Genomic DNA, 22,922 nt, shown 5'->3' with positions numbered 1-22,922 from the left:
GCGACGGCTCAGACGTAGCGGACCTCGACAATCTCGTAGTGCTTGATGCCGCCGGGGGCCTGCACCTCGGCCACGTCGCCGGCTTCCTTCCCGATCAGCGCGCGGGCGATCGGCGAGCTGATGGAGATCAGGCCCTGCTTCAGGTCGGCTTCGTCGTCGCCCACCAGCTGGTAGGTGACCTGCGCGCCGCTGTCCTCCTCCTCCAGGTCGACGGTGGCACCGAAGACCACCTTGCCGCCGGCGTCCAGCGCCGACGGGTCGATCACCTGGGCGGCGGCCAGCTTGCCCTCCAGCTCCAGGATGCGGCCCTCGATGAAGCCCTGCTTGTCCTTGGCGGCGTCGTACTCGGCGTTCTCCGACAGGTCGCCCTGCGCGCGCGCCTCCGCAATCGCCTGGATCACCGCATGGCGCTCGACGGTCTTCAGACGGTGCAGCTCTTCCTTGAGCTTCTCGGCACCGCGCTTGGTCAGGGGGAATGGTCGCCATGGCGAAATCCGGTTCTCTTGGGGGTTCTCTTCCAGAAACGAAGCCGCCGCCGGACACCCGTGAGAACGGGCACAGCGGCGGCGGATGGAGTGCGGCCAGTTTAGTGCAGTTCCCGGTGCAGCTCCTGCAGGGAAAGCACCTGAAGTGCGTCCTGGTGCTTCAGCGCCTCGGTCGCCGCCTCGCAGCCGGCCATCGTGGTGTAGTAGGTGACCCGGTTGGCCAGCGCCGCGGTGCGGATGTAGCGCGAATCGGCGATCGCGGTGCGGGTCTCGTCCACGGTGATGAACACCAGCTGGATCTCGCCGCCCTTGACCATGTCCGCGATGTGCGGCCGGCCGTCCTTGACCTTGTTCACCACCCGCACCGGCACGCCCCCCGGCCGCCAGCGCGGCCGCCGTGCCCTTGGTCGCCACCACCGTGAAGCCGAGCTGCACCAGGTCGCGGCCGACCTGCACCGCGCGGTCCTTGTCGGCGTTCTTCACCGAGATCACCACCGTGCCCTTGGTCGGCAGGCGGGAGCCGGCGCCGAGCTGGCTCTTCAGCATCGCTTCGCCGAAGGTGTAGGCCACGCCCATCACCTCGCCGGTGGAGCGCATCTCGGGGCCGAGGATGGGGTCCACGCCGGGGAACTTGTTGAAGGGGAACACCGCCTCCTTCACGCTGAAGTACGGCGGCACCACCTCGCGCGGCGCCCGGCCCTGGATGCGCTGGTCGCCGAGGCCGCTGCCGGCCATGCAGCGCGCCGCGATCTTGGCCAGCGGCTGGCCGGTGGCCTTGCTGACGAAGGGCACCGTGCGCGAGGCGCGCGGGTTGACCTCCAGCACGTAGACCGTGGCCTTCGAGCCGTCGCCCGAGGTGTCGCCCTGGATGGCGAACTGCACGTTCATCAGGCCGATGACCTTCAGCGCCTTGGCCATCTGCGCGGTCTGCCGGCGCAGTTCGTCCTGCAGCGCGGCGGGCAGGGTGTAGGGCGGCAGCGAGCAGGCCGAGTCGCCGGAGTGCACCCCCGCCTGCTCGATGTGCTCCATGATGCCGCCGATCATCACCTCGCGGCCGTCGCTGATGCAGTCGACGTCGACCTCGATCGCGTCGTCGAGGAAGCGGTCGAGCAGCACCGGCGACTTCTCGCTGACCTTGACCGCCTCGCGCATGTAGCGCTCGAGGTCCTTGTCGCCGTGAACGATCTCCATCGCCCGGCCGCCCAGCACGTAGCTCGGCCGCACCACCAGCGGATAGCCGATCTCCTGCGCCAGCGCCAGCGCCTGGTCCTCGGTGCGGGCGGTGCGGTTGGGCGGCTGCTTCAGGCCGAGGTCCTTGAGCAGTTGCTGGAAGCGCTCGCGGTCCTCGGCGATGTCGATGGAGTCGGGGCTGGTGCCGATGATGGGGACGCCGTTGGCCTCCAGGTCGAGCGCCAGCTTCAGCGGCGTCTGCCCGCCGTACTGCACGATGACGCCGACCGGCTTTTCCTTGTCGACGATCTCCAGCACGTCCTCCAGCGTCACCGGTTCGAAGTACAGGCGGTCGCTGGTGTCGTAGTCGGTGGACACCGTCTCCGGGTTGCAGTTGACCATGATGGTCTCGTAGCCGTCCTCGCGCATGGCGAGGGCCGCGTGGACGCAGCAGTAGTCGAACTCGATGCCCTGGCCGATGCGGTTCGGGCCGCCGCCGAGCACCATGATCTTCTTCCGGTCGGTGGGCTCCGCCTCGCACTCCTCGTCGTAGCTGGAGTACATGTAGGCCGTCTGCGTCGCGAACTCCGCCGCGCAGGTGTCCACCCGCTTGTAGACCGGTCGGATGCCCTGGGCATGGCGCGCCTTGCGAACCGCGTGCTGGTCGGTCTTCAGCAGCTTGGCGAGGCGGCGGTCGGAGAAGCCCTTCTTCTTCAGGTAGCGCAGCTCGGGCGCCGACAGGCTGGCCAGCGTGCGGCCGGCCAGCTGCTGCTCTACCTGCACCAGCTGCTCGATCTGCGCCAGGAACCACAGGTCGATCGCCGTCTCCTCGTGCACCTCCTGCAGCGACATGCCGATGCGGAAGGCATCGCCGACGTAGAGGATCCGCTCCGGACCGGCGTTGCCGATCTCGTCGATGATCTCGTCGCGGTCGGTCGAGCGCTCGGACAGGCCGTCGATGCCGGTCTCCAGCCCGCGCAGCGCCTTCTGGAAGCTTTCCTGGAAGGTGCGGCCCATGGCCATCACCTCGCCCACCGACTTCATCTGCGTCGTCAGGTGCGGGTCGGCGGCCGGGAACTTCTCGAAGGCGAAGCGCGGGATCTTGGTGACGACGTAGTCGATCGACGGCTCGAACGAGGCCGGTGTGGCGCCGCCGGTGATGTCGTTGCGCAGTTCGTCCAGCGTGTAGCCCACGGCCAGCTTGGCCGCCACCTTGGCGATCGGGAAGCCGGTGGCCTTGGACGCCAGGGCCGACGAACGCGACACCCGAGGGTTCATCTCGATGACGATCATCCGGCCGGTCTGCGGGTTGATCGAGAACTGCACGTTGGAGCCGCCGGTGTCGACGCCGATCTCGCGCAGGATGGCGATCGAGGCGTTGCGCATCAGCTGGTATTCCTTGTCGGTCAGCGTCTGCGCCGGCGCCACCGTGATCGAGTCGCCGGTGTGGATGCCCATCGGGTCGAGGTTCTCGATCGAGCAGACGATGATGCAGTTGTCCGCCTTGTCGCGGACCACCTCCATCTCGTACTCCTTCCAGCCGATCAGCGACTCCTCGATCAGCAGCTCGTTGGTCGGCGACAGGTCGAGGCCGCGCTTGCAGATCTCCTCGAACTCCTCCGGGTTGTAGGCGATGCCGCCGCCGGTGCCGCCGAGCGTGAAGCTGGGCCGGATGACCATGGGGAAGCCGGAGCCGCCGATCTCGGCCTGGATGCGCTTCTGCACGCCCCAGGCCTCTTCCATCGAATGCGCGATGCCGGACTTGGCCGAGCCGAGCCCGATCTTGGTCATCGCGTCCTTGAACTTCAGCCGGTCCTCGGCCTTCTCGATGGCGTGCTCGTTGGCGCCGATCATCTCCACGCCGTACTTCGCCAGCACGCCGTGCTTGTGCAGGTCGAGCGCGCAGTTCAGCGCGGTCTGTCCGCCCATGGTGGGCAGCACCGCGTCCGGCCGCTCCTTGGCGATGATCTTCTCCACCACCTGCCAGGTGATGGGTTCGATGTAGGTCGCGTCCGCCATCTCCGGGTCGGTCATGATGGTCGCCGGGTTGCTGTTGACCAGGACGACGCGGTAGCCCTCCTCGCGCAGCGCCTTGCAGGCCTGGGCGCCGGAGTAGTCGAACTCGCAGGCCTGGCCGATGACGATCGGGCCGGCGCCGATGATGAGGATGCTCTTCAGGTCGTCGCGCTTAGGCATTGCGCTGCTCCTTCTTGTTGTTGTTCTGCTGGCTGTCCATCAGCGCGACGAAACGGTCGAACAGGTAGCTCACGTCGTGCGGGCCGGGTGAGGCCTCCGGGTGGCCCTGGAAGCAGAAGGCGGGCTTGTCGGTGCGCGCCAGGCCCTGCAGCGTGCCGTCGAAGAGGCTCACGTGCGTGGGCTTCAGGTTGGCCGGCAGCGTCTTCTCGTCCACCGCGAAGCCGTGGTTCTGGCTGGTGATGCAGACCCGGCCGGAGTCGAGGTCCTTCACCGGGTGGTTGGCGCCGTGGTGGCCGAACTTCATCTTGTAGGTCTTCGCGCCCGAGGCCAGCGCCATGATCTGGTGGCCCAGGCAGATGCCGAAGGTCGGCACGCCCGCGTCGATCACCTGCTGCGTGGCCTCGATGGCGTAGTCGCAGGGCTCCGGGTCGCCCGGACCGTTGGCGAGGAACACGCCGTCGGGACGGTGCTTCAGCACCTCCGCGGCCGGCGTCTTCGCCGGCACCACGGTGATGCGGCAGCCGCGCTCGGCCAGCATGCGCAGGATGTTGCGCTTGACGCCGTAGTCGAAGGCGACCACGTGGTACTTCGCATCCTGCAGCTGCGCGTAGCCGGGCTTGCCGTCGCCGTCGCGGGCCAGGCGCCACTCGGCCTCGGTCCAGTCGTAGGGCTCGGTCACCGTCACCTTCTGCGCCAGGTCGAGGCCGGCCATGTTCGGCGCCGAGCGGGCCTGGGCCACCGCCTCGGCGATGTCGTCCTCGCTCACCGCGGTGCCGGCCGGGAAGGCGACGATGCAGCCGTTCTGCGCCCCCTTGGACCGCAGCAGGCGGGTGAGCTTGCGGGTGTCGATGTCGGCGATGCCGACGGTGCCTTCGCGCTGCAGGTACTCGGACAGCGTCAGCGTCTGACGGAAGTTGCTGGTGAGGACCGGCAGGTCCTTGATCACCAGGCCGGCGGCATGGACGTTCGAGGCTTCGACGTCCTCACCGTTGACGCCGTAGTTGCCGATGTGCGGGTACGTCAGGGTGACGATCTGCCGCGCATAGCTGGGGTCGGTGAGGATCTCCTGGTAGCCGGTGAGCGCGGTGTTGAACACCACTTCGCCGACCGTTCGACCGGCGGCGCCGATCGAGGTGCCTTGAAAGACCGTGCCGTCTGCAAGGGCGAGGATGGCGGGGGGCAGAACGGGCAGCAAGGCGGACTCCGGTGGGTGCCCGCCCCAGCGGCGCGGGCGAAAGCCACGCGGCGATCGGGACGCCCGCGGGCCGCACCGAAGGTCACTGCACGGGTGCCGCAAGGCGGCGGTGCAGGCTCGGGGCCACGGGGGAAACGAAGCTCGTTTCGCTAGGACGGGATGTTGGCGGGTAAACCGCGGGATTATAGCCGCCGGTGCACCACCCGGGGGCCCTCCCCGCGGCGCCTAGGCGGCCGTCCGGGCCGCCCGTGCCGACCGCCGCGCCCGCAGCTACAGGGCCGCGATGCCGGCGCGGGCGATCTGCGCGTCCTCGTTCGACTTCACCCCGCTGACGCCCACCGCGCCGATGCACTGGCCCTCGACCAGGATGGGCACGCCGCCTTCGAGCAGACCGGCGACGCCCGGGGCGCTGAGGAACGAAGTGCGCCCGCCGTTGATCACGTCTTCGTAGACCTTCGACTCCCGCCGTCCGAGGGCGGCCGTGTGCGCCTTGGCGGGGGCGATCTGGGCCGAGATCGGCGGCGCGCCGTCCAGGCGCTGCAGCCACAGCAGGTGACCGCCGTCGTCCACGACCGCGATGGTCACCGGCCACTGGTGGGCCAGCGCTTCCGCCTCGGCGGCCTGGGCGATGCGGCGCACGTCGTCGGCGCCGAGCACGGGTTTGGTGTTCATGAGCGTTGGGTCAGGAGGTTGCAGACGCCGCACTGTAATGAAGACGGCGGAGGCGGCCCGCCGGCGCCGGGTTTGCGCGTGGCCGGAGGCGGCGTGTCGCGGAACTAGAATCGTCCGGTGGGGTCTATGGCCCTGGATGACCCATTTCAGGTACGGAGGACACATGGAAGACCGTCTGCAGACCCAATACGCCGGCTATGCCGGGGGCGGCGCGCTGGCCAGTCAGCGCAACAAGGTGCTGCGCAACACCTACTGGCTGCTCGCCCTGTCGCTGGTGCCCACCGTGCTGGGCGCCTGGATCGGCGTCAGCACCGGCATCATGGCCGCCATGGGCACCGGCATGAGCCTGGTGGTGTTCCTGGTCGGCGCCTTCGGCCTGATGTTCGCCGTCGAGAAGACCAAGCATTCGTCCACCGGCGTGGTCATGCTGCTGGCCTTCACCTTCTTCATGGGGCTGATGCTGTCCCGGCTGCTGGCCACCATCCTCGGCTTCTCCAACGGCGCGCAGCTCATCATGACCGCCTTCGGCGGCACCGCGGTGGTGTTCTTCGGCATGGCGTCGCTCGCCACGGTGGTCAAGCGCGACCTGAGCGGCATGGGCAAGTTCCTGTTCGTCGGCGTGCTGCTGCTGCTGGTCGCCGGCATCGTGAACGTGTTCCTGCAGTCGTCGGCGCTGATGATGACGCTGTCCGTGGTCGCCATCGCCATCTTCTCGGCCTTCATGCTGTACGACATCAAGCGCGTGATCGACGGCGGCGAGACGAACTACATCAGCGCCACGCTGGCGATCTACCTGGACATCTACAACGTGTTCCAGTCGTTGCTGGCCCTGCTGGGCATCTTCGGCGGCGAGCGCGACTGACGCCGCGACGTTGCCATCGACGAAGGGCCCCGCGAGGGGCCCTTCTTCTTTTCGTTGCGCGGCCGGCGTGGGGGGTCAGCCCGGCCGGTCGAACACCGCGATGCTCTCCACGTGCGCGGTGTGGGGGAACATGTTCACCACCCCGGCCGCGGTGCAGCGGTAGCCCGCCTGGTGCACCAGCAGGCCGGCGTCGCGGGCGAGCGTCGCCGGGTTGCAGCTGACGTAGACGATGCGGCCGGGCGCCACCCAGCCGGGGGCCGCCAGCCCGGGCGTCTGGGCCAGTTCGCCGAGCGCCTTGGCCAGGGCGAAGGCCCCCTCGCGCGGCGGGTCGACCAGCCAGCGGTCGGCCCGGCCGTCCGCGCACAGCTGCTGCGGCGTCATCTCGAAGAGGTTGCGGGCGACGAAGGCGGTCCTGGCCGCCAGGCCGTTGAGGCGCGCGTTGTCGCGGGCCCGCTCGACCAGCGTCTCGCTGCCCTCGATGCCCAGCACCTCGCCGGCCCGGGTGGCGATCGGCAGGGTGAAGTTGCCCAGCCCGCAGAACCAGTCGATCACCCGTTCGCCCGGCCGCGCGTCGAGCAGGCCGAGTGCCCGGGCCACGAGCACCGCGTTGATCTGCGGATTGACCTGGGTGAAGTCGGTGGGCCGGAAGGGCATGGTCACGCCGAATTCCGGCAGCGCGTAGGCCAGCGGCGCGGTGCCGTCGTCTTCGTCCAGCCGGTGCACCGTGTCCGGCCCCTTGGGCTGCAGCCACCACTGGAAGCCGTGCCGTCGCCCGAAGTCGCGCAGCCGTTCCAGGTCGGCGGCGGACAGCGGCTCCAGGTGGCGCAGCACCAGCGCCAGCGTCGCGTCGCCCATGGCCAGCTCGATCTGCGGCAGGCGGTCGCGCTGGTCCATGCCGCCGACCAGGTCGCGCAGCGGCAGCAGCAGCGCGCTCACCGCGGGCGGCACGACATGGCACTCGCGAATGTCGGCCACGTAGCGGGACTTGCGCTCGTGGAAGCCGACCAGCACGGTGCCCTTCTTGACCACGTGGCGCACCGAAAAGCGGGCGCGCTGCCGGTAGCCCCAGGCCGGGCCCTCGATCGGCCGCAGCAGCCGCTCGGGCCGGACCTTGCCCAGGTGCCACAGGCTGTCCTCCAGCGCGCGTTGCTTGACCGCCACCTGCGCCGCGGCGTCCAGGTGCTGCACCTTGCAGCCGCCGCAGGCGCCGTCGTGCAGGCCGAAGTGCGGGCAGCGCGGGCGCACCCGCTGCGCGCTCTCGCGGCCCAGCGACGTCAGGCTGGCCTGTTCCCACTGGTTCTTGCGGCGGTGCACCTGCACCTGCACCCGCTCGGTCGGCAGTGCACCGTCGATGAAGACGACCTTGCCTTCGGCATTGCGGGCAACGCCCTGCCCGTCGAGGTCGAGGGACTCGACCTCCAGCCACTCGCCGGCGCCGGTCACGTCAGCGCGGCGGCAGCAGGCGGACCGGGTCCACCGGCCGGCCCTGGCGGCGGATCTCGAAGTGCAGTTGCACCTTCTCCGCGTCGCTGGACCCCATCTCGGCGATCTTCTGCCCGCGGCGGACCGGCTGGTCTTCCTTGACCAGCAGCGTCTGGTTGTGGGCGTACGCGGTCAGGTAGCTGGCGTTGTGCTTGACGATCACCAGGTTGCCGTAGCCGCGCAGGCCGGAACCGGCGTAGATGACCCGCCCGTCGGCGGCCGCGACCACCGGGTCGCCCGCCTTGCCGGCGATGCCCACGCCCTTGGTGCGCGCTTCGTCGAAGCTGCTGGCCACCGGTCCGTTGGCCGGCCAGATCCACTGCGGCTCGTCCTCGTCGCGCGCCGGCGCGGCCACCATCGGCGCCGGCGCCGGTGCGGGGGCCGACGACGGCGACGGGGTGGTGGCCACCGGCGGGGTGGCCGGCGCCGACGGGGCTGCGCCAGGGGCCGATGCAGCGGCCGCGCTGGCACCCCCGGCGGCCGGCGGCGCCGCCGGCAGCGGCGCCGAGGCGCCCAGCGGCCGCGGCTCCACCCGGGCCACGGTGACCGGGCGGGTGATCGGCTGGGTCGGGTCCACGCCCGGTGGCACCACGCGCAGCACCTGGCCCACCTCGATCAGGTTCGGGTTGTCGAGGTTGTTCCAGCGGGCGATGTCACGCCAGCCCTGGCCGTTCTCCAGCGCGATGCGGATCAGGGTGTCGCCCTGGCGGACCTGGTAGTGCCCGGGCTTGCCCAGGTTCTCGATGCCGGGCGGCGGCGGCTTGGCGGGGTCGGTGCCCGGGGCGGGCGTCGCCGGCAAGGGCGTCGTGACAGGCGCCGCGGCGACCGGTGACGTGGCGGCCGGCCTGGGCGCCGACACCGGCCGGTCCTCCACCGGCGCACGATGGCGTGGCGATGCACAGCCCGCCAGCACGGCCACGATGGCGCCGGCCGACAGCCAGCGCCGCAGGCCGGAACCCGGTCCCGGCACCCTCGAACTCATCCACGCTCCCTGCGCATGCGCGCTTCAATCGGTACCGGATTTTAGAGGGACGAAATGCACCGCCTCGTGGCGCTGCTCGCGCAGGCCCTGCTCGTCGCGGTCGACCACCAGCAGCACCTGGCCGCCGCGTGGGCCGCCGGCCATCGGCGCCACCAGGCGGCCGCCGACGGCCAACTGGTCCAGCCAGGCCGGCGGCAGGTCCTCGCCGCCGGCGGCGGCGATGATGCTGTCGTACGGGGCCTGAGGCGCGTGGCCGAGCCGCCCGTCGCCGTAGACCAGCCGCAGGTTGTGGCGGCGCAGCGGCGCCAGCCGTTCGCGCGCCAGTTCGTGCAGGGCCTGCAGCCGCTCGATGCTCACCACGCTGCGGCCGAGTTCGCCCAGCAGCGCGGCCTGGTAACCGCAGCCGGTGCCGATCTCCAGCACCCGGCCCAGGTCGCGCCGGCCCACCGCCTCGGCGCGCTGCTGCAGCAGCGCCAGCATGCGGCCGACCACCGACGGCTTGGAGATGGTCTGGCCGAGCCCGATCGGCAGGCTGGTGTCCTCGTAGGCCTGGGCGACCAGCCCGCTGTCGACGAAGCAGTGGCGCGGCACCCGGGCCAACGCGGCGAGCACCGGTTCGCTGGTCAGGCCGTCGGTGCGCAGGCGCTCGACCATGCGCCGGCGCACCGCATCGCTGTCCAGGCCATGGCCGGTGGGCGGCCGCAGCCGCTGGGCGTCGGTGACGGCCGACTGCACCAGCCGCTGCGGCCTCAGCGTGCGGTCCGCAGGCCGAGCCGAGCCGCGGGCCACGCGGTCGAGCGCGAGCGGAAACTTCGGCGGGCGGCGGCTGTCGTCGGTCACTCTCGCACCCCGTCGCCCCGCGCTGCCCCGCCAGGCGGGGCGCAGCACGCCCTTCGAAGCGGCCGGGCGGACGCGCTCAAGCCGTGCCCTGGAGCCGGCGCCGCCAGTCGGCGAGCCTGGCGTGGTCGGTCAGGTCCACCTGCAGCGGGGTGATCGACACACAACCGCTGGCGGTGGCGTGGAAGTCGGTGCCCTCGCCGGCCTCGCGCGCGTCGCCGGCGGCGCCGATCCAGTAGATCGGGTCGCCGCGCGGGTTGGTCTGCTGGATCACCGGCTCACTGGCATGGCGGCGGCCGAGCCGGGTCACCACCCGGGGCAACAGGTGCGCATCCGGCCGGTTGGGGATGTTGACGTTGAGCAGGAAGGGCGCCGCCGGCAGCCCCTGCTCGATCAGGCCGCGCACGATGTCGCGGGCGGTGCGGCCGGCCGCCCCCACTTCGCCCCAGCCGCGCTCGACCTGCGAGAAGGCCACCGCCGGGATGCCGAACAGGAAGCCCTCCATCGCCGCGGCGACGGTGCCCGAGTACAGCGTGTCGTCGCCCATGTTCTGGCCGTTGTTGATGCCCGAGACCACCAGGTCCGGCCGCCACGGCAGCAGCCCGGTCAGGGCCAGGTGCACGCAGTCCGACGGCGTGCCGTTCACGTATCGGAAGCCGCTGGCCGAACGCCACACCGACAGCGGCCGGTGCAGCGTCAGCGAGTTGGAGGTGCCGCTGGCGTTCTGCTCCGGCGCGATGACCTCGAGCTCGCCGAGGCCCTCCATCGCCTGCGCCAGCGTCGCCAGTCCCGGGGCCAGGTAGCCGTCGTCGTTGGCGATGAGGATGCGCATCGGCGAATTGTAGGCAGACCGGTCTGCCGCACTTCCTGCGTCCCGACGGCGACAGAGCCGCCACCGGTCGGCGACCTATGATCGTTCGCAGACCCGTTCCACCCACACAGAACCGCAAGGAGACAAGCATGCAGGCCTGGTTGTGCGAGGACCCCACCGGTGTCGAATCGCTGCGCTGGACCGACCTGCCCGACCCAGAGCCGGGCCCGGGCGAGGTGCGCATCCGCGTGCAGGCGGCCAGCCTCAACTTCCCCGACCTGCTGATCGTGCAGAACAAGTACCAGGTCAAGCCGCCGCTTCCCTTCGTGCCCGGCGCGGAGTACTCGGGCATCGTCGACCACGTGGGTGCCGAGGTGCACCACCTGAAGCCGGGCGACCGCGTGGCCGCCCTGGGCAGCACCGGCGGCTTCGCCACGGTGGCCTGCGCGGACGCCCGCCGCGTGCTGGCGCTGCCGGACCACCTGCCGTTCGACCAGGCGGCCGCGTTCGCCTTCACCTACGGCACCTCGCACCATGCGCTGATGGACCGCGGCGCGCTGCAGCCGGGCGAGACGGTGCTGGTGCTCGGTGCCGCAGGCGGCGTCGGCAGCGCGGCGGTGCAGATCGCCAAGGCCGCCGGGGCCAGGGTCATCGCCGGTGCCTCCACCGATGAGAAGTGCGCCTTCTGCCGCGAGATCGGCGCCGACGCCACGATCAACTACGGCCGGGAGGACCTGCGCGAGGCGCTGAAGGCGCTGACCGACGGTCGCGGGCCCGATGTCGTGTACGACGCGGTGGGCGGCGACCTCGCGGAGCCGGCCTTCCGCTCCATCGCCTGGCGCGGCCGCTACCTGATGGTTGGCTTCGCCGCCGGCGGCATCCCCTCCCTGCCGCTGAACCTGCCGCTGCTCAAGGGCGCCGCCATCCTCGGCGTGTTCTGGGGCAGCTTCACGCAGCGCGAGCCGAAGGCCTTCGCGCGGTCGATCGCCGACCTCCTGCGCTGGCAGGCCGAGGGCAAGGTGCAGCCGCTGATCGACCGCCGGCTGCCGATGCGCGAGCTGCCGGCCGCCTACGCCCACATGGGTTCGCGCCAGGTGCGCGGCAAGGTGGTGCTGGTCAACGAGTGACATTCCGTTGCCGACGGCCGCCCCGTCTGGGGGATGCAAAAGGCGGGGCCGGCCCGCCGGCCTGCGCTAGCATTCCGCGGTGTCGCACCACCCGCCCACCCGCAGCGCTGAGGAACCGTCATGGCCGTGAAGGTGCTGATCCTCGAAGACAACCCGGTGGCGCGCAGTTTCCTCTGCCGCGTGGTGCGCGAGAGCTTCAGCGACGCCATCGCCATCACCGAGGCCGGTGACCTGGAAAGCGCCCGCCGCCAGGTCGACCAGGCCGGCGGCCGTCGCGGCAACGCCGGGGCCGAGCCGTTCAAGCTCATCCTCGTCGACCTCGAACTGCCCGACGGCAACGGCATGGAGCTGCTGTCCGACCTGGCCCAGTACCCGGCGCTGAAGATCGTCACCACCCTGTACTCGGACGACGACCACCTCTTCCCGGCCTTGCAGCGCGGCGCCGACGGCTACCTGCTCAAGGAAGACCGCTACGAGGTGCTGGTCGAGGAGCTGCAGAAGATCGTGCGCGGCCAGCCGCCGCTGTCGCCGGCCATCGCACGCCGGCTGCTCGGCCACTTCCGCGGCAGCGAGGGGGGCCAGGACTCGGGCTTCATGCCGATCACCGGCTTTTCCAGCAGCCGCCCGGTGGCCCTGGAGAAGCCGCTCGACCACGAGCGCCTGACGCCGCGCGAGAACGAGGTGCTGACCTACCTCAGCAAGGGCTTCACGATCAAGGAGATCGCGGCGCTGATGGGCATCAAGTGGTTCACCGTGAACGACCACATCAAGTCCATCTACAAGAAGCTCAACGTCTCCAGCCGCGCCGAGGCCGCGGTGCTGGCGAGCAAGCAGGGCCTGGTCTGACGGGCCTGCCGGGCGGCGCCGATCCAGGCCCTCCCGCCCGGCCATGAGCAGTGCCTTCCCATCGACGGCCGACGCGCTCGGCGACGACGGCGCCCCGTCCGCCGGCCGCGCCTCGCTCCAGCCCGTTCCGCCGCGTGCCGTCGGCCGGCGGCTGCAGGGCCTGCTGGCGGCCGCGCTGCTGGCCTGCCTGGGCCTCTTCCTGCTGACCCACTGGCTGGCTGGCCTGCCACGCCTGGACGCCGCCTGGCGCACCAAGAGCAGCGGACAGATCGAGCTGGTCGCCAGCCCGCTGCCGGCGCTGCAGCCCCATGTCGGCGACACGCTGCTGTCGCTGCACGACGGCATCGCCCATCGGGCCGCAGAGCCGCTGCTGCTGCTCACCTCGTCGCGCTGGCTGATCGGCGCCGACGAGCGCCGGCGCCAGACCGAGCAGCAGGCGCTGCTCGACCGCGCCTTCGCCTCGCCCCAGGTGACGCTGCTGCTGAGCGGCGGCACGGTCACGGTGGCGCCGCAGCCGCGTGGCTTCGCCGGGCTGGGCTCGCTGTACTGGCTGCTCTCCGCCCTGGCGCTGCTGGTGCTGCTGGCGGGGCTCACGGTGCCGATGGCGATGCCGGCGCCGGGCCACTGGATGTACGCGGTCATGGCCGCCTGCGTGGGCGGCAACCTGCTGCTCATCGCCATCGAATCGCTGCCCGGCCTGGGGCGGCCGGCGCTGCCACCGACGCTCGCCGTGCCGCTGAACGGGACGCTGGACCTGGCGACGACGGCCGCGGGCCTCACCGGCGCCAGCCTGCACCCGGTGCGGCTGGCCAGCGCCGGCCGGCTGGCGCTGGTCACCTGGTCGCTGGTGGCCCTGCTGTCGCTGGCGGTGCTGCGCTGGACGCTGCAGGCCTGGCCCGTTGCCGAGGTGGTGGCCATCGCCTTCGGCGCCGCCTCGCTGGTGCTGCTCGGGCGATCGTACCGGCGGCGGCCGCACCCGATCGCGCTGGTGTTGAGCCGGCTCGGCCTGGTGCTGCTGGCCACGCTGCTGCTGCTCGTCGTGGCGGTGATCGCCAGCGCCGAGGCGCCGTCCGGGCTGCGCCACACCATCGGCGCGGTCGGCACCGCGCTGTGGTTCGTGTTCTTCGCCTCGCTGCTGCTGCTCGTGCCCTTCCTGCTGCGTTCGCAGCGGCTGCTGCGCGAGTTCGCGCTGCTGGCCGGCATCAGCACCATCGCCACTTCGCTCGACCTGCTGTTCATCACCCTGTTCTCGGCCACCCCGCTGACCTCGCTGACGGTGGCGGTGTTCGCCTCGCTCGGCCTGTACGCCGGCGCCCGGCGCTGGCTGGTCAGCCACCTGCTGGGCCAGCACCTGCCCACCGCCGAGCGGGTGTTCGACCAGCTCTACCGCGTCGCGCGCCGGGTGGAGGCGCAGCCGCAACTGGCCACGGAGCTGTGCACCCGGCTGCTGCGCGAACTGTTCGAGCCGCTGGAATGGGAGCGCCGGGCCGAGGCGCCGGCGCGCAGCACCGTGCTCGACGACGGCTCGGCCCTGCTGGTGCCGCTGCCCGACCTGCAGCCCGACGCCCCCTTCGCCCACCAGGGCGCGCTGCTGCTGCGCTTCGCCCGCCACGGCCGTCGGCTCTTCACGCTGGAGGAAGCCCGCCTGGCCGACCGCGTCGTCGACCAGCTGCGCCAGGCGGTGGCCCACGACCGCGCGGTCGAGCAGGGCCGGCGCGAGGAGCGCATCCGCATCGCGCAGGACCTGCACGACGACATCGGCGCCCGCCTGCTGACCCTGATGTACAAGGCGCCGACGCCGGAGGTCGAGGACTACCTGCGCCACACCCTGCAGGACCTGAAGACGCTGACCCGCGGCCTGGCCGCCGAGGGCCACGGCCTGCACGAGGCGGCCGCCGACTGGAAGGCCGATGCGCTGGTGCGCCTGTCCGCCGCGCGCTGCGAGCTGCACTGGCGCTTCCAGGCCGACCGCGAGGTGCAGCTGACGGTGGTGCAGTGGTCCGCGCTGACCCGCCTGCTGCGCGAGCTGCTGACCAACGTGCTCAGCCACGCCCGTGCCAGCCAGGTGCTGGTGGAGGTGGTCTACCAGCAGGACGCGCTGACGGTCACCGTCGCCGACGACGGCATCGGCCGCGACCCGCAGGCCTGGGCCCATGGGCTCGGCCTGGGCGGCGTGCGCAAGCGCGCCCGCCTGCTCGGCGGCCAGGTGCGCTGGGAGGAACGGCCCGCCCGCGGCATCGTCTGCCGGGTGCACGTGCCGAAGCTGAGCGCCGCGGGCTGAACGGGGCGCCGCCGAGGCTCAAGCCGGCATCAGCGCTTGGTGCAGCGCCAGGTACTCCAGCGTCAGCTTGTGCTTCGGCTCCAGGTGGATCAGCGGCACCGCCCGCTGGTGCGACTCCTTCACCTTGACCGAGGCGCTGAGGTAGGGCTCCAGCACCGGCAGGCCTTCGTCGCGCAGCTCCTGCACCAGCCGTTGCGGCAGGCTGGCGCGCGGCTGGAACTGGTTGACCACGATGCCGCTGATGGCCAGCGTGCGGTTGTGGTCGGCGCGGATCTCCTGCACGTTCTCCAGCAGGGTGTAGAGCGCCCGCCGCGAGAAGTCGTCGCAGTCGAACGGGATGAGGCAGCCCTCGGCCGCGATCAGCGCCGAGCGGGTGTAGAAGTTCAACGCCGGCGGCGTGTCGATCACCACGTGGTCGTACTGCGCGGCCACCTCGTCCAGCGCCTCGCGCAGCTTGAAGATCTTGTGCCGGCTTTCCAGCTTGGTGTGCAGGTCGTCCAGCGACGGATGCGAGGGCATCAGGTGCAGCCCGTCCCAGGCGGTGGCGACGAGGAAGTCGGTGGTCTGCGGCGCCCGCATGCTGAACTTCAGCGTCGAGTCGAAGAAGCCGGCCACGCCCAGCGTCGCCTGCTCCTGGCCGGCCTCCAGGTCGTCGCCCATCAGGTAGCGGCTGGCGTTGCCCTGCACGTCCAGGTCGACCAGCAGCGTGCGCAGGCCCTGCGCGGCGCTGATGGCGGCCAGGTTGCAGGCGATGGTGGACTTGCCCACCCCGCCCTTCTGGTTGAAGACCACGTGTCGCATGAACGACCTTCCTCCTCGGTTGCCGGACCGGCACGTCGCACGCGCCTTGCCCTGTCGATTCTGCATTGCGCGATCATCCGGCCCATGACCGTTCCGCCGCCCGCCCACTTCCACAACCTGTACCGCCATGGCTATGCCCGGCTGGCGGTGGCGGTGCCGCACATCCGCGTGGCCGACCCGCTGCACAACGCGAAGCAGACCGCCGCCCTGCTGGTCGAGGCCGATGACGCCGGCGCGGCGCTGGTCGCCTTTCCCGAACTCGGCCTGGCCGCCTACACCTGCGACGACCTGTTCCACCAGCACGCGCTGCTGGCCGCGTGCGAGCAGGCGCTGGCCGAGCTGCTCGTGGCCAGCCAGGGCCGGCGCGCGGTGGCCGTCGTCGGCCTGCCGCTGGTGGTGGACCAGCGCCTCTTCAACTGCGCCGCGCTGCTGCAGGACGGCCGGCTGCTCGGCGTGGTGCCCAAGACCTACCTGCCCAACTACGGCGAGTTCTACGAGGCCCGGCAGTTCAACCCGGCCGACGCCGCGGTGTCGACCGAGACGGTGCTCTGCGGCCAGCGGGTGCCCTTCGGCGCCGACCTGCTGTTCGAGGCCGAGGACCTCGACCACTTCAAGGTGCACGTCGAGATCTGCGAGGACCTGTGGGTGCCCATCCCGCCGTCGTCCTACGCGGCGATGGCCGGCGCCACCGTGCTGGTGAACCTGTCGGCGTCCAACATCACCGTCGGCAAGTCGGGCTACCGGCACCAGCTGGTGGCCAACCAGTCGGCGCGCTGCCTGGCGGCCTACCTCTACTCGTCGGCGGGGCTGGGCGAGTCGACCACCGACCTGGCCTGGGACGGCCAGGGCCTGATCGCCGAGAACGGCGACATGCTCGTCGAGAGCGAGCGCTTCCGCGACGACTCGCACTGGGTCCAGGCCGACGCCGACCTCGAGCGGCTGGCCCACGAGCGCATGCGGCAGACGAGCTTCGGCCAGTCGGCGATGCGCCACCGCGAGGCCGCCGGCCGCTTCCGCACCGTCCGCTTCCGGCTGGACCGCGACCTGTCGGCCCCGCTGGCGCTGGAGCGCCGCGTCGAGCGCTTCCCCTACGTGCCGTCCGACCCGCGGCGGCGCGACGAGCGCTGCTCGGAGGTCTACAACATCCAGGTGCAGGCGCTGCTGCAGCGGCTGGCGGCCACCGGCATCGGCAAGCTGGTGATCGGCATCTCCGGCGGGCTGGACTCCACCCAGGCGCTGCTGGTCTGCGCCAAGGCGATGGACCGGCTGGGCCGGCCGCGCAGCGACATCCTGGCCTACACCATGCCCGGCTTCGCCACCGGCGAACGCACCAAGGACCAGGCCTGGCGGCTGATGAAGGCGATCGGCTGCACCGCGCAGGAGATCGACATCCGGCCGAGCTGCCTGCAGATGCTGAAGGACCTCGGCCACCCGGCCGCCGAGGGCGCGCCGCAGTACGACATCACCTTCGAGAACGTGCAGGCCGGCGAGCGCACCAGCCACCTCTTCCGCCTGGCCAACCACCACGGCGGCATCGTCGTCGGCACCGGCGACCTGTCCGAGCTGGCGCTGGGCTGGTGCACCTACGGCGTGGGCGACCACATGTCGCACTACAACGTCAACGCCAGCGTGCCCAAGACGCTGATCAAGCACCTGGTGCGCTGGGTGGCCGAGACCGGCCAGGTCGGCGCCGCCGGCAGCCAGGTGCTGATGGACATCCTCGGCACCGAGATCAGCCCCGAACTCGTGCCCGGGCAGGACGGCAGCCAGCCGGCGCAGAGCACCGAAAGCGCGGTCGGTCCCTACGAACTGCAGGACTTCCACCTCTTCCACATCCTGCGCCAGGGCATGCGGCCGTCGAAGCTGGCCTTCCTGGCGCTGCACGCCTGGGGCGACGCCCAGCGCGGCCGCTGGCCCGAAGGCCTGGACGAGCACAACGCCTACACCCTGCCCGACATCAAGCGGCACCTGCGCAACTTCCTGCACCGCTTCTTCCAGACCAGCCAGTTCAAGCGCAGCTGCGTTCCCAACTCGCCGAAGGTCGGCTCCGGCGGCTCGCTGTCGCCGCGCGGCGACTGGCGGGCGCCCAGCGATTCGGTGGCCACCGCCTGGCTGGCGGACCTGGACTCGGTGCCGGACGCCTAGCCGAGCTTCGCCAGGTCCAGCGTGATGCTCACCGGGCAGTGGTCGCTGCCCAGCACGTCGGCGTGGATGTCGGCGGCGATGACGGCGTCCTTCAGCGCGGGCGAGACCATCACGTAGTCGATCCTCCAGCCGATGTTCCTCGCCCGCGAATTGGCGAAGTGGCTCCACCAGGTGTAGTGGCCGTTGCCCTGCTTGAACAGCCGCAGCGTGTCGACGAAGCCGGCGTCGACGAAGTTCTGGAAGCCCTCCCGCTCCTCGGTGGTGAAGCCCTTCTTGCCGCGGTTGGGCTTGGGGTTGGCGAGGTCGAGCTCGGTGTGCGCCACGTTCAGGTCGCCGCAGAAGATCACCGGCTTCGTCTGCTGCAGGTGCAGGCACCACGCGAGGAAGGCCGGGTCCCAGTGGCGGTGGCGCAGGGCCAGCCGGCTCAGGTCGTCCTTGGCGTTGGGCGTGTAGACGGTGACGACGTAGAAGCGCTCGAACTCGGCGGTGATGACGCGGCCCTCGTCGGCGGCGTCGCGTTCCAACTCGTCGGCGAAGGTGAAGCGCTTGGCGAAGTCGTCGGGAAAGCCCAGCACCACCGACCGCGGCTCGGTGCGCGAGAAGATGGCCGTGCCCGAGTAGCCCTTCTTCGCCGCCGAGTTCCAGTGCTCGTGGTACCCCGGCACGTCGATCTCCACCTGGCCGCGCTCGGCCTTGGTCTCCTGCAGGCACAGCACGTCCGGCCGGTGCGCCGCCAGGAAGGGCTGGAACAGGTTCTTCTTGATCACGGCGCGGATGCCGTTGACGTTCCAGGAATAGACGGTGAACGTGCGGGGGTCGTGGGCGGGCATGGCGGAGGTCCTTCGCAGGCCGGCATTCTGGGCCCGGCGCACGATCGCCCTGGGTGCGCGATTTGCCCCGGGTGGGGCAGCACCTCCACCACGCACACCGCCATGACCGACCCCATCGCCGCCGTTGCCGATGCCCTCGTCACCGCCCGCCGCACCGGCCAGCCGGCGCCGTCGGCCGCGCATGCCGGGGCGATCACGTCGCCGGAGCAGGCGCTGCAGGTGCAGCGGCGGGTGGCCGAGGCGATGAACTGGTCGCTGCCGCCCGGCCGGCCCGGCCTGTGGAAGACCGGCGCCTCGTCGACCGAGGGGCCTTTCCTGCACGGCGAGCTGCCGCTGGCCGGCCTGCTCGAGAACCGCGCCACGCTGCCCATCCCGCCCGGCCAGCACTGGGCCGTCGAAGCGGAGATCGCCTTCCGCCTGCGCGACGACGTGCGCGCCGCGCAGGTCGCCGGGCTCACCGCACCGTCCGAGGCGGCCGACCTCTTCGCCGACCTGGCGCCGGCCATCGAGGTCGTCGGCTCACGCTGGGACGAGGGCCTGAAGGCGCCCGACCTGCTGCGCCTGGCCGACCTGCAATCGCACCAGGCGCTGCTGCTCGGCCACTGGTACCCCCTTCCGCAGCCTGGACTGGCAGCACATGGGCGTGACGGTGCAGATCGGCGACCGGCCGCTGGTCGAGGCCCGCGGCTCGCACCCGCTGCGCCATCCCACCATCGCCCTGCTGCACTGGCTCAAGGACAACACCGCCAATGGCCGGGTGCTGCCGGCGGGCACCATCGTCACCACCGGCAGCTGGGTGGGCGCCATCCCGGTGACCGCCGGCGAACGCGTGCGCGTGCACTTCGACGCCATCGGCGAGGTGGCGCTGGACCTGTAGGCCAGCGCGGTCCTCCACGCGGCATCGCCCGCGGCGAGGTGGGCCGCCATGCCGCCGACGGCCGGCGCCCACTCACGACATCAGGACGTCGCCGACCTCGGTCCGGCAGGTGGGCGAACAGGGCGGCGTGCCGTTGTGCTTCATCGCGGTGCGGAGGTCTGCGAAACCCCGGTTTCCGTGTTCACCAGTTGGATGCGGCCGTCATTCACATCGGCGGTGACGCGCAAGGCGATCGGCGTCGCCGTCGTGAACGGCAACACTGGGTCCGTCGTCTGGAAGGTCAAGACCAGTTGATCGCCCGCCAGCGTGGCGGTGCCCGACGAGGTGGCGGCGCGGGCGGTCAACGCGAAGGGCAGACGCCACTCGGCGTCGGCCGCCGTCGGGCCCAGGAAGGCCAGCCGTGTCGGCGTGCTGGACAGGGAGGCGTCGAAGACTGCGCCATAGCTGAAGTCGCGGAACTCGAAGGTCTGGTTCGCCAGATCGGTCGCGGTGGCGGGGCGCGGCTGGAACTCGTCCCAATGGTCAGCATCGCCTCCGCCGCAGGCGGACAGCGTCGTCAATGCGACCACGCTCATCACAACAGCGAGCAGCCCCAGTCGTCGGGAACACGTCATCTCGAACACTCCGTCTCGGCACCTCACATGAGGCGGACGGATGCTCGGCGCGGCGAAGCCCGGCGTCTGGCCGAAAGCCCGCCTTCTATGGTGCGGCCGACCTTTTGGCCAGCAGATTGGAGGTTTCGGCCAGCCTTTCGCCGCCGGGCGGGTCATCGCCGCGCCGAAACTCCGTCGGCGTGACGCCATAGGCCTCGCGGAAGGCCCGGTTGAACGGGCCGATGCTGCCGAACCCGGCCTCCAGCGCCAGCGTCAGGATCGGAAGGTGGGCATCCCGCGGGTCGCGCAGACGAGACGCGACTTCGGCCAGCCGGAACTGATTGACGAAGGCGTTGAAGTGCCGGAACCCGAGTTGTTCGTGGATGACCAGGCGCAGCCGGGCCTGCGGCATGCGCAGGTGCCCGGCCACGTCGGCCACGCTGAGGCGGGTGCGCCGGTAAAGGTGCTCGCCGGTCATGGCTGCGCAAATCAGTTCGGCCTGCCGGCGCCGCAGTGCTTGCGAAGGCGTTCCGGCCGCCGCCGGCTCGGCATCGGCATCTCCTGCTGTGGCCGGCCGGACCGTCGCGAGCAGATCGCCTCGGTGTGCCACGCCGGCGACAGACACCGCCGACCTGGGCGACAGGCTCAGCATCGCCAGCGGGCTGGGATGACCCGAGGCCATCGTCAACCAGGCGACCTTGATCGCAATCTGTCCAGAAACCTGCGCGACGCCATGCGCCGCCGTCCCGGCCCCGTCCCAGGGCAGGTTGTGGACGATCAGGACGGCAACGACATACAGGCCGGCCACCACCACCCACCACAGTCGAAGCCGGCGCCGCCCTTCGTCGAGATCCCCGGCGCGGCCGCGAAGCAGCATCCAGAACGTGTGCAACGCCAGGGCGCCCGCCACCACCGTGACACCGAGCGCCATGCCGCCGGGTCGCTTCAGCCACAGCGGGTTCGCCAGCACCGCGGCGGATGCGACGGCGGCTGCGATCGCGGGCGTCCGCCAGCCGCGCTCGTCGTTGAACAACACGCGCACCAGCTGCCACAAGGCCACCATGCCCAGCATGGCCGCCCAACGCAGCCCGATGCGGACGCCACCGCCCCAACCGGCCCAAGCGTCCGCCGTCGTGAGGCTGTAGGCCGCGCCGCCAAAAGCCAAGGCCGCAACGAGACCGCGCACCCGGGTCGGGAGTTGCCGGTCACGCACCACCGTCATCAGGATGCCCAGCGACAGGCCCAGCGACGTTCCGGTCAACATCAGATGAAGGTGCTCGAGCGTCATCGAACGGGTTTGGAGGTCGATCCACCTGGCGTCTGGCGCCCTCGGGGCTTTCGTCCGGCGACCCCTTGCGCCCCCGCGATCCTCGGCAGTCGCCCGAACCGGGTCCAGACGACGGGCGTCCGCACAGCGCGGCCAAGCCGTTGGCGATCCGGTCAGGCCGTGCGGCGCTCCGACCTGCCGTGGCCGGCAGCCGCATCCGGAGACCTCGAGAAGGCGCTTCTCCAGGCGCGGTCCCGTCTGGACAGGTTCGACGTCGGGGACCGGAGACGGCGTTGGTCCGGACTCCGCTTCGCTGCGGCGGTGGCGGTGCCGTTGCCCAGGCGCCACTGTACCAACGGCGGCATGGCGTCCCACGGATCCCGGCCATCGACTGCGAGCCTCGCTGCGCGCTCGGGCGGCGCCGGCCGACCGGTCGGGGGCTGCGCGTCGGCGTCGCGCGTCAACCGTTGCGCATCGCCGCCAGCCCCTGTTCCCATGACACGACCGGGCGATAGCCGAGTTCGCGCTCGGCCTTCGTGATGTCGAGGGTGAACGGCTGCCCGATGAGGCGCAGCATCTGCCGTGTGATCGGCGGCTCGCCGGCGCGGCCGAAGGTGCGCCAGACCCACTCCATCGCACGGGCCAGCGTCCACGCCACCGGCAACGGCGCCGAGCGCTTCGGCGGCGCGATGCCGCGCGTGGCCAGCAGGGCGGAGAAGACCTCGCGCAGGGTCCCGTCCCGGCCGTCGCTCACGAAGTAGGTCTCGCCGGGGCGTCCGCGCTCGAGCGCCAGGCCGGTGGCGTGGCACACGTTGTCGACGTGGGCCGTGGACATCGCCTGCGAGCCGTCGCCCACCCAGCGGAACTGCCCGCTGCGCACGGTCTGCGCCACGTGGTCCAGCGTCGGCATGCCGGCGCCCCAGACCATGGGCGGCCGGACCACCACCGTCTCGAACCTGCCCGGCACGTTGGCCGCGAGCACCAACGCTTCGCTTCGCGCCTTGGAGGCGCTGTAGGGCGCCCAGCGGCGCTCCTGTCGCGGCAGCCCTTCGCTCGCGCGTAGCATCGGCGCCATGTCACCCATGACGACCGCCGCGGCACCGACCTGCACGAAGCGACGCACCGTTCCCGCGGCACGGGCGGCCTCGAGCAGGCGGCGGGTGCCTTGCACGTTGGCCTGCTCGAACTCTCGGCGCTCGCCCCACAGCTTGAACAGCGCCGCCACGTGCACCACGGCGTCGCAGCCCCGTGCCGCGCGCTCCAGCGACGCCGCGTCGTCCAGATCGCCGGCGACGGCCTCGGCGCTCAGTCCTTCCACCCGGGCGAGGGCCTGCGCGGAGCGGCCCAGCGCGCGCACCATCCAGCCGTCGGCACGCAGCCGTTCGATGAGCCGGGCGCCGACGAAGCCGGAACCGCCGGTGACCAGCACTGTCTTTCCCGTCATGACCGCTCCTATATCAACG

At 71.3% G+C, this 22,922-nt stretch carries 18 protein-coding genes and 1 pseudogene; 6 read left to right on the top strand and 13 right to left on the bottom strand.

Annotated features, from left to right (window positions below):
• Nucleotides 1-8 precede the first annotated feature (8 nt).
• From greA to LRS07_RS11085, 4 genes and pseudogenes are all read right to left on the bottom strand, one after another.
• Nucleotides 9-470 carry a transcription elongation factor GreA gene (greA, locus tag LRS07_RS11100; protein ID WP_260502093.1) on the bottom strand — a complete coding sequence of 154 codons (462 nt, stop codon included), beginning with the start codon at nt 468-470 and terminating at the stop codon, nt 9-11.
• A gap of 116 nt (nt 471-586) precedes the next feature.
• A pseudogene (gene carB, locus LRS07_RS11095) lies at nt 587-3,851 on the bottom strand (carbamoyl-phosphate synthase large subunit).
• Nucleotides 3,844-5,046 (bottom strand): glutamine-hydrolyzing carbamoyl-phosphate synthase small subunit, encoded by a 1,203-nt coding sequence (gene carA, locus LRS07_RS11090; protein ID WP_260501964.1) that lies wholly within the window; start codon nt 5,044-5,046, stop codon nt 3,844-3,846. The pseudogene carB and the gene carA overlap by 8 nt, the downstream one beginning before the upstream one ends.
• 270 nt (nt 5,047-5,316) lie before the next feature.
• Nucleotides 5,317-5,718: a GlcG/HbpS family heme-binding protein gene (locus LRS07_RS11085; RefSeq protein ID WP_260501963.1), complete on the bottom strand. Its 402-nt coding sequence runs from the start codon at nt 5,716-5,718 to the stop codon at nt 5,317-5,319.
• Nucleotides 5,719-5,881: 163 nt separating this feature from the next.
• Here LRS07_RS11085 and LRS07_RS11080 point away from each other — a divergent pair, with 163 nt between their 5' ends.
• Entirely contained in the window at nt 5,882-6,580 is a 699-nt protein-coding gene (locus tag LRS07_RS11080; protein WP_260501962.1) for a Bax inhibitor-1/YccA family protein, read from the top strand.
• A gap of 75 nt (nt 6,581-6,655) precedes the next feature.
• Here LRS07_RS11080 and rlmD read toward each other — a convergent pair whose 3' ends face one another.
• The 4 genes from rlmD to surE all read right to left on the bottom strand — a co-directional run bounded on the left by rlmD (nt 6,656) and on the right by surE (nt 10,713).
• Entirely contained in the window at nt 6,656-8,023 is a 1,368-nt protein-coding gene (gene rlmD, locus LRS07_RS11075) for a 23S rRNA (uracil(1939)-C(5))-methyltransferase RlmD (protein WP_260501961.1), read from the bottom strand.
• A 1-nt stretch (nt 8,024) separates the two neighbouring features.
• Nucleotides 8,025-9,044, bottom strand: a complete 1,020-nt coding sequence (locus LRS07_RS11070; RefSeq protein WP_260501960.1) for a peptidoglycan DD-metalloendopeptidase family protein — start codon at nt 9,042-9,044, stop codon at nt 8,025-8,027.
• A gap of 24 nt (nt 9,045-9,068) precedes the next feature.
• Nucleotides 9,069-9,884 (bottom strand): protein-L-isoaspartate(D-aspartate) O-methyltransferase, encoded by an 816-nt coding sequence (locus LRS07_RS11065; protein WP_409450622.1) that lies wholly within the window; start codon nt 9,882-9,884, stop codon nt 9,069-9,071.
• A gap of 76 nt (nt 9,885-9,960) precedes the next feature.
• Nucleotides 9,961-10,713, bottom strand: a complete 753-nt coding sequence (gene surE / locus LRS07_RS11060) for a 5'/3'-nucleotidase SurE (protein ID WP_260501959.1) — start codon at nt 10,711-10,713, stop codon at nt 9,961-9,963.
• Nucleotides 10,714-10,841: 128 nt separating this feature from the next.
• Between surE and LRS07_RS11055 the strand changes: the two genes are divergently transcribed.
• The 3 genes from LRS07_RS11055 to LRS07_RS11045 all read left to right on the top strand — a co-directional run bounded on the left by LRS07_RS11055 (nt 10,842) and on the right by LRS07_RS11045 (nt 14,946).
• Entirely contained in the window at nt 10,842-11,819 is a 978-nt protein-coding gene (locus LRS07_RS11055) for an NADPH:quinone oxidoreductase family protein (protein WP_260501958.1), read from the top strand.
• A 120-nt stretch (nt 11,820-11,939) separates the two neighbouring features.
• Nucleotides 11,940-12,665 (top strand): LuxR C-terminal-related transcriptional regulator, encoded by a 726-nt coding sequence (locus LRS07_RS11050; RefSeq protein WP_260501957.1) that lies wholly within the window; start codon nt 11,940-11,942, stop codon nt 12,663-12,665.
• Nucleotides 12,666-12,708: 43 nt separating this feature from the next.
• A complete protein-coding gene (locus tag LRS07_RS11045) occupies nt 12,709-14,946 on the top strand; it encodes a sensor histidine kinase (protein ID WP_260501956.1) in 2,238 nt (745 codons plus the stop codon).
• Between the two features lie 18 nt (nt 14,947-14,964).
• Here the strand turns inward: LRS07_RS11045 and LRS07_RS11040 are convergent, their stop codons facing one another.
• Nucleotides 14,965-15,747, bottom strand: coding sequence for a ParA family protein (locus tag LRS07_RS11040; RefSeq protein ID WP_260501955.1), 783 nt, complete (start codon nt 15,745-15,747; stop codon nt 14,965-14,967).
• Between the two features lie 84 nt (nt 15,748-15,831).
• On the opposite strand from LRS07_RS11040, the gene LRS07_RS11035 reads away from it, so the two are divergent.
• Nucleotides 15,832-17,892 (top strand): NAD(+) synthase, encoded by a 2,061-nt coding sequence (locus LRS07_RS11035; RefSeq protein ID WP_260501954.1) that lies wholly within the window; start codon nt 15,832-15,834, stop codon nt 17,890-17,892.
• Here LRS07_RS11035 and LRS07_RS11030 read toward each other — a convergent pair.
• Nucleotides 17,889-18,722 (bottom strand): exodeoxyribonuclease III, encoded by an 834-nt coding sequence (locus LRS07_RS11030; RefSeq protein ID WP_260501953.1) that lies wholly within the window; start codon nt 18,720-18,722, stop codon nt 17,889-17,891. The two genes, LRS07_RS11035 and LRS07_RS11030, sit on opposite strands and share 4 nt — an antisense overlap.
• 643 nt (nt 18,723-19,365) lie before the next feature.
• Between LRS07_RS11030 and LRS07_RS11025 the strand changes: the two genes are divergently transcribed.
• On the top strand, nt 19,366-19,599 hold the full coding sequence (locus LRS07_RS11025; protein ID WP_260501952.1) for a hypothetical protein: 234 nt from the start codon (nt 19,366-19,368) through the stop codon (nt 19,597-19,599).
• Between the two features lie 140 nt (nt 19,600-19,739).
• Here LRS07_RS11025 and LRS07_RS11020 read toward each other — a convergent pair whose 3' ends face one another.
• The 3 genes from LRS07_RS11020 to LRS07_RS11010 form a co-directional block, all read right to left on the bottom strand.
• Nucleotides 19,740-20,174: a hypothetical protein gene (locus tag LRS07_RS11020; RefSeq protein WP_260501951.1), complete on the bottom strand. Its 435-nt coding sequence runs from the start codon at nt 20,172-20,174 to the stop codon at nt 19,740-19,742.
• A gap of 124 nt (nt 20,175-20,298) precedes the next feature.
• Nucleotides 20,299-21,480, bottom strand: a complete 1,182-nt coding sequence (locus LRS07_RS11015; protein ID WP_260501949.1) for a helix-turn-helix transcriptional regulator — start codon at nt 21,478-21,480, stop codon at nt 20,299-20,301.
• Nucleotides 21,481-21,919: 439 nt separating this feature from the next.
• Entirely contained in the window at nt 21,920-22,903 is a 984-nt protein-coding gene (locus tag LRS07_RS11010; protein ID WP_260501948.1) for an NAD-dependent epimerase/dehydratase family protein, read from the bottom strand.
• Between the last annotated feature and the right edge of the window lie 19 nt (nt 22,904-22,922).

This window comes from Aquabacterium sp. J223, assembly GCF_024666615.1.
Lineage (GTDB): Bacteria > Pseudomonadota > Gammaproteobacteria > Burkholderiales > Burkholderiaceae_C > J223.
The sequence above is the reverse complement of the archived record's forward strand: the minus strand, read 5'-3'. Positions and strand labels throughout refer to the sequence as shown.

What these genes read in the sequence shown, in the direction of transcription:
- LRS07_RS11085 (WP_260501963.1), bottom strand. Translation starts at nt 5,718, where the DNA reads ATGAACACCAAACCCGTGCTCGGCGCCGACGACGTGCGCCGCATCGCC.
- LRS07_RS11080 (WP_260501962.1), top strand. Translation starts at nt 5,882, where the DNA reads ATGGAAGACCGTCTGCAGACCCAATACGCCGGCTATGCCGGGGGCGGC.
- LRS07_RS11070 (WP_260501960.1), bottom strand. Translation starts at nt 9,044, where the DNA reads ATGAGTTCGAGGGTGCCGGGACCGGGTTCCGGCCTGCGGCGCTGGCTG.
- surE (WP_260501959.1), bottom strand. Translation starts at nt 10,713, where the DNA reads ATGCGCATCCTCATCGCCAACGACGACGGCTACCTGGCCCCGGGACTG.
- LRS07_RS11055 (WP_260501958.1), top strand. Translation starts at nt 10,842, where the DNA reads ATGCAGGCCTGGTTGTGCGAGGACCCCACCGGTGTCGAATCGCTGCGC.
- LRS07_RS11050 (WP_260501957.1), top strand. Translation starts at nt 11,940, where the DNA reads ATGGCCGTGAAGGTGCTGATCCTCGAAGACAACCCGGTGGCGCGCAGT.
- LRS07_RS11045 (WP_260501956.1), top strand. Translation starts at nt 12,709, where the DNA reads ATGAGCAGTGCCTTCCCATCGACGGCCGACGCGCTCGGCGACGACGGC.
- LRS07_RS11040 (WP_260501955.1), bottom strand. Translation starts at nt 15,747, where the DNA reads ATGCGACACGTGGTCTTCAACCAGAAGGGCGGGGTGGGCAAGTCCACC.
- LRS07_RS11035 (WP_260501954.1), top strand. Translation starts at nt 15,832, where the DNA reads ATGACCGTTCCGCCGCCCGCCCACTTCCACAACCTGTACCGCCATGGC.
- LRS07_RS11030 (WP_260501953.1), bottom strand. Translation starts at nt 18,722, where the DNA reads ATGCCCGCCCACGACCCCCGCACGTTCACCGTCTATTCCTGGAACGTC.
- LRS07_RS11020 (WP_260501951.1), bottom strand. Translation starts at nt 20,174, where the DNA reads ATGAGCGTGGTCGCATTGACGACGCTGTCCGCCTGCGGCGGAGGCGAT.
- LRS07_RS11015 (WP_260501949.1), bottom strand. Translation starts at nt 21,480, where the DNA reads ATGACGCTCGAGCACCTTCATCTGATGTTGACCGGAACGTCGCTGGGC.
- LRS07_RS11010 (WP_260501948.1), bottom strand. Translation starts at nt 22,903, where the DNA reads ATGACGGGAAAGACAGTGCTGGTCACCGGCGGTTCCGGCTTCGTCGGC.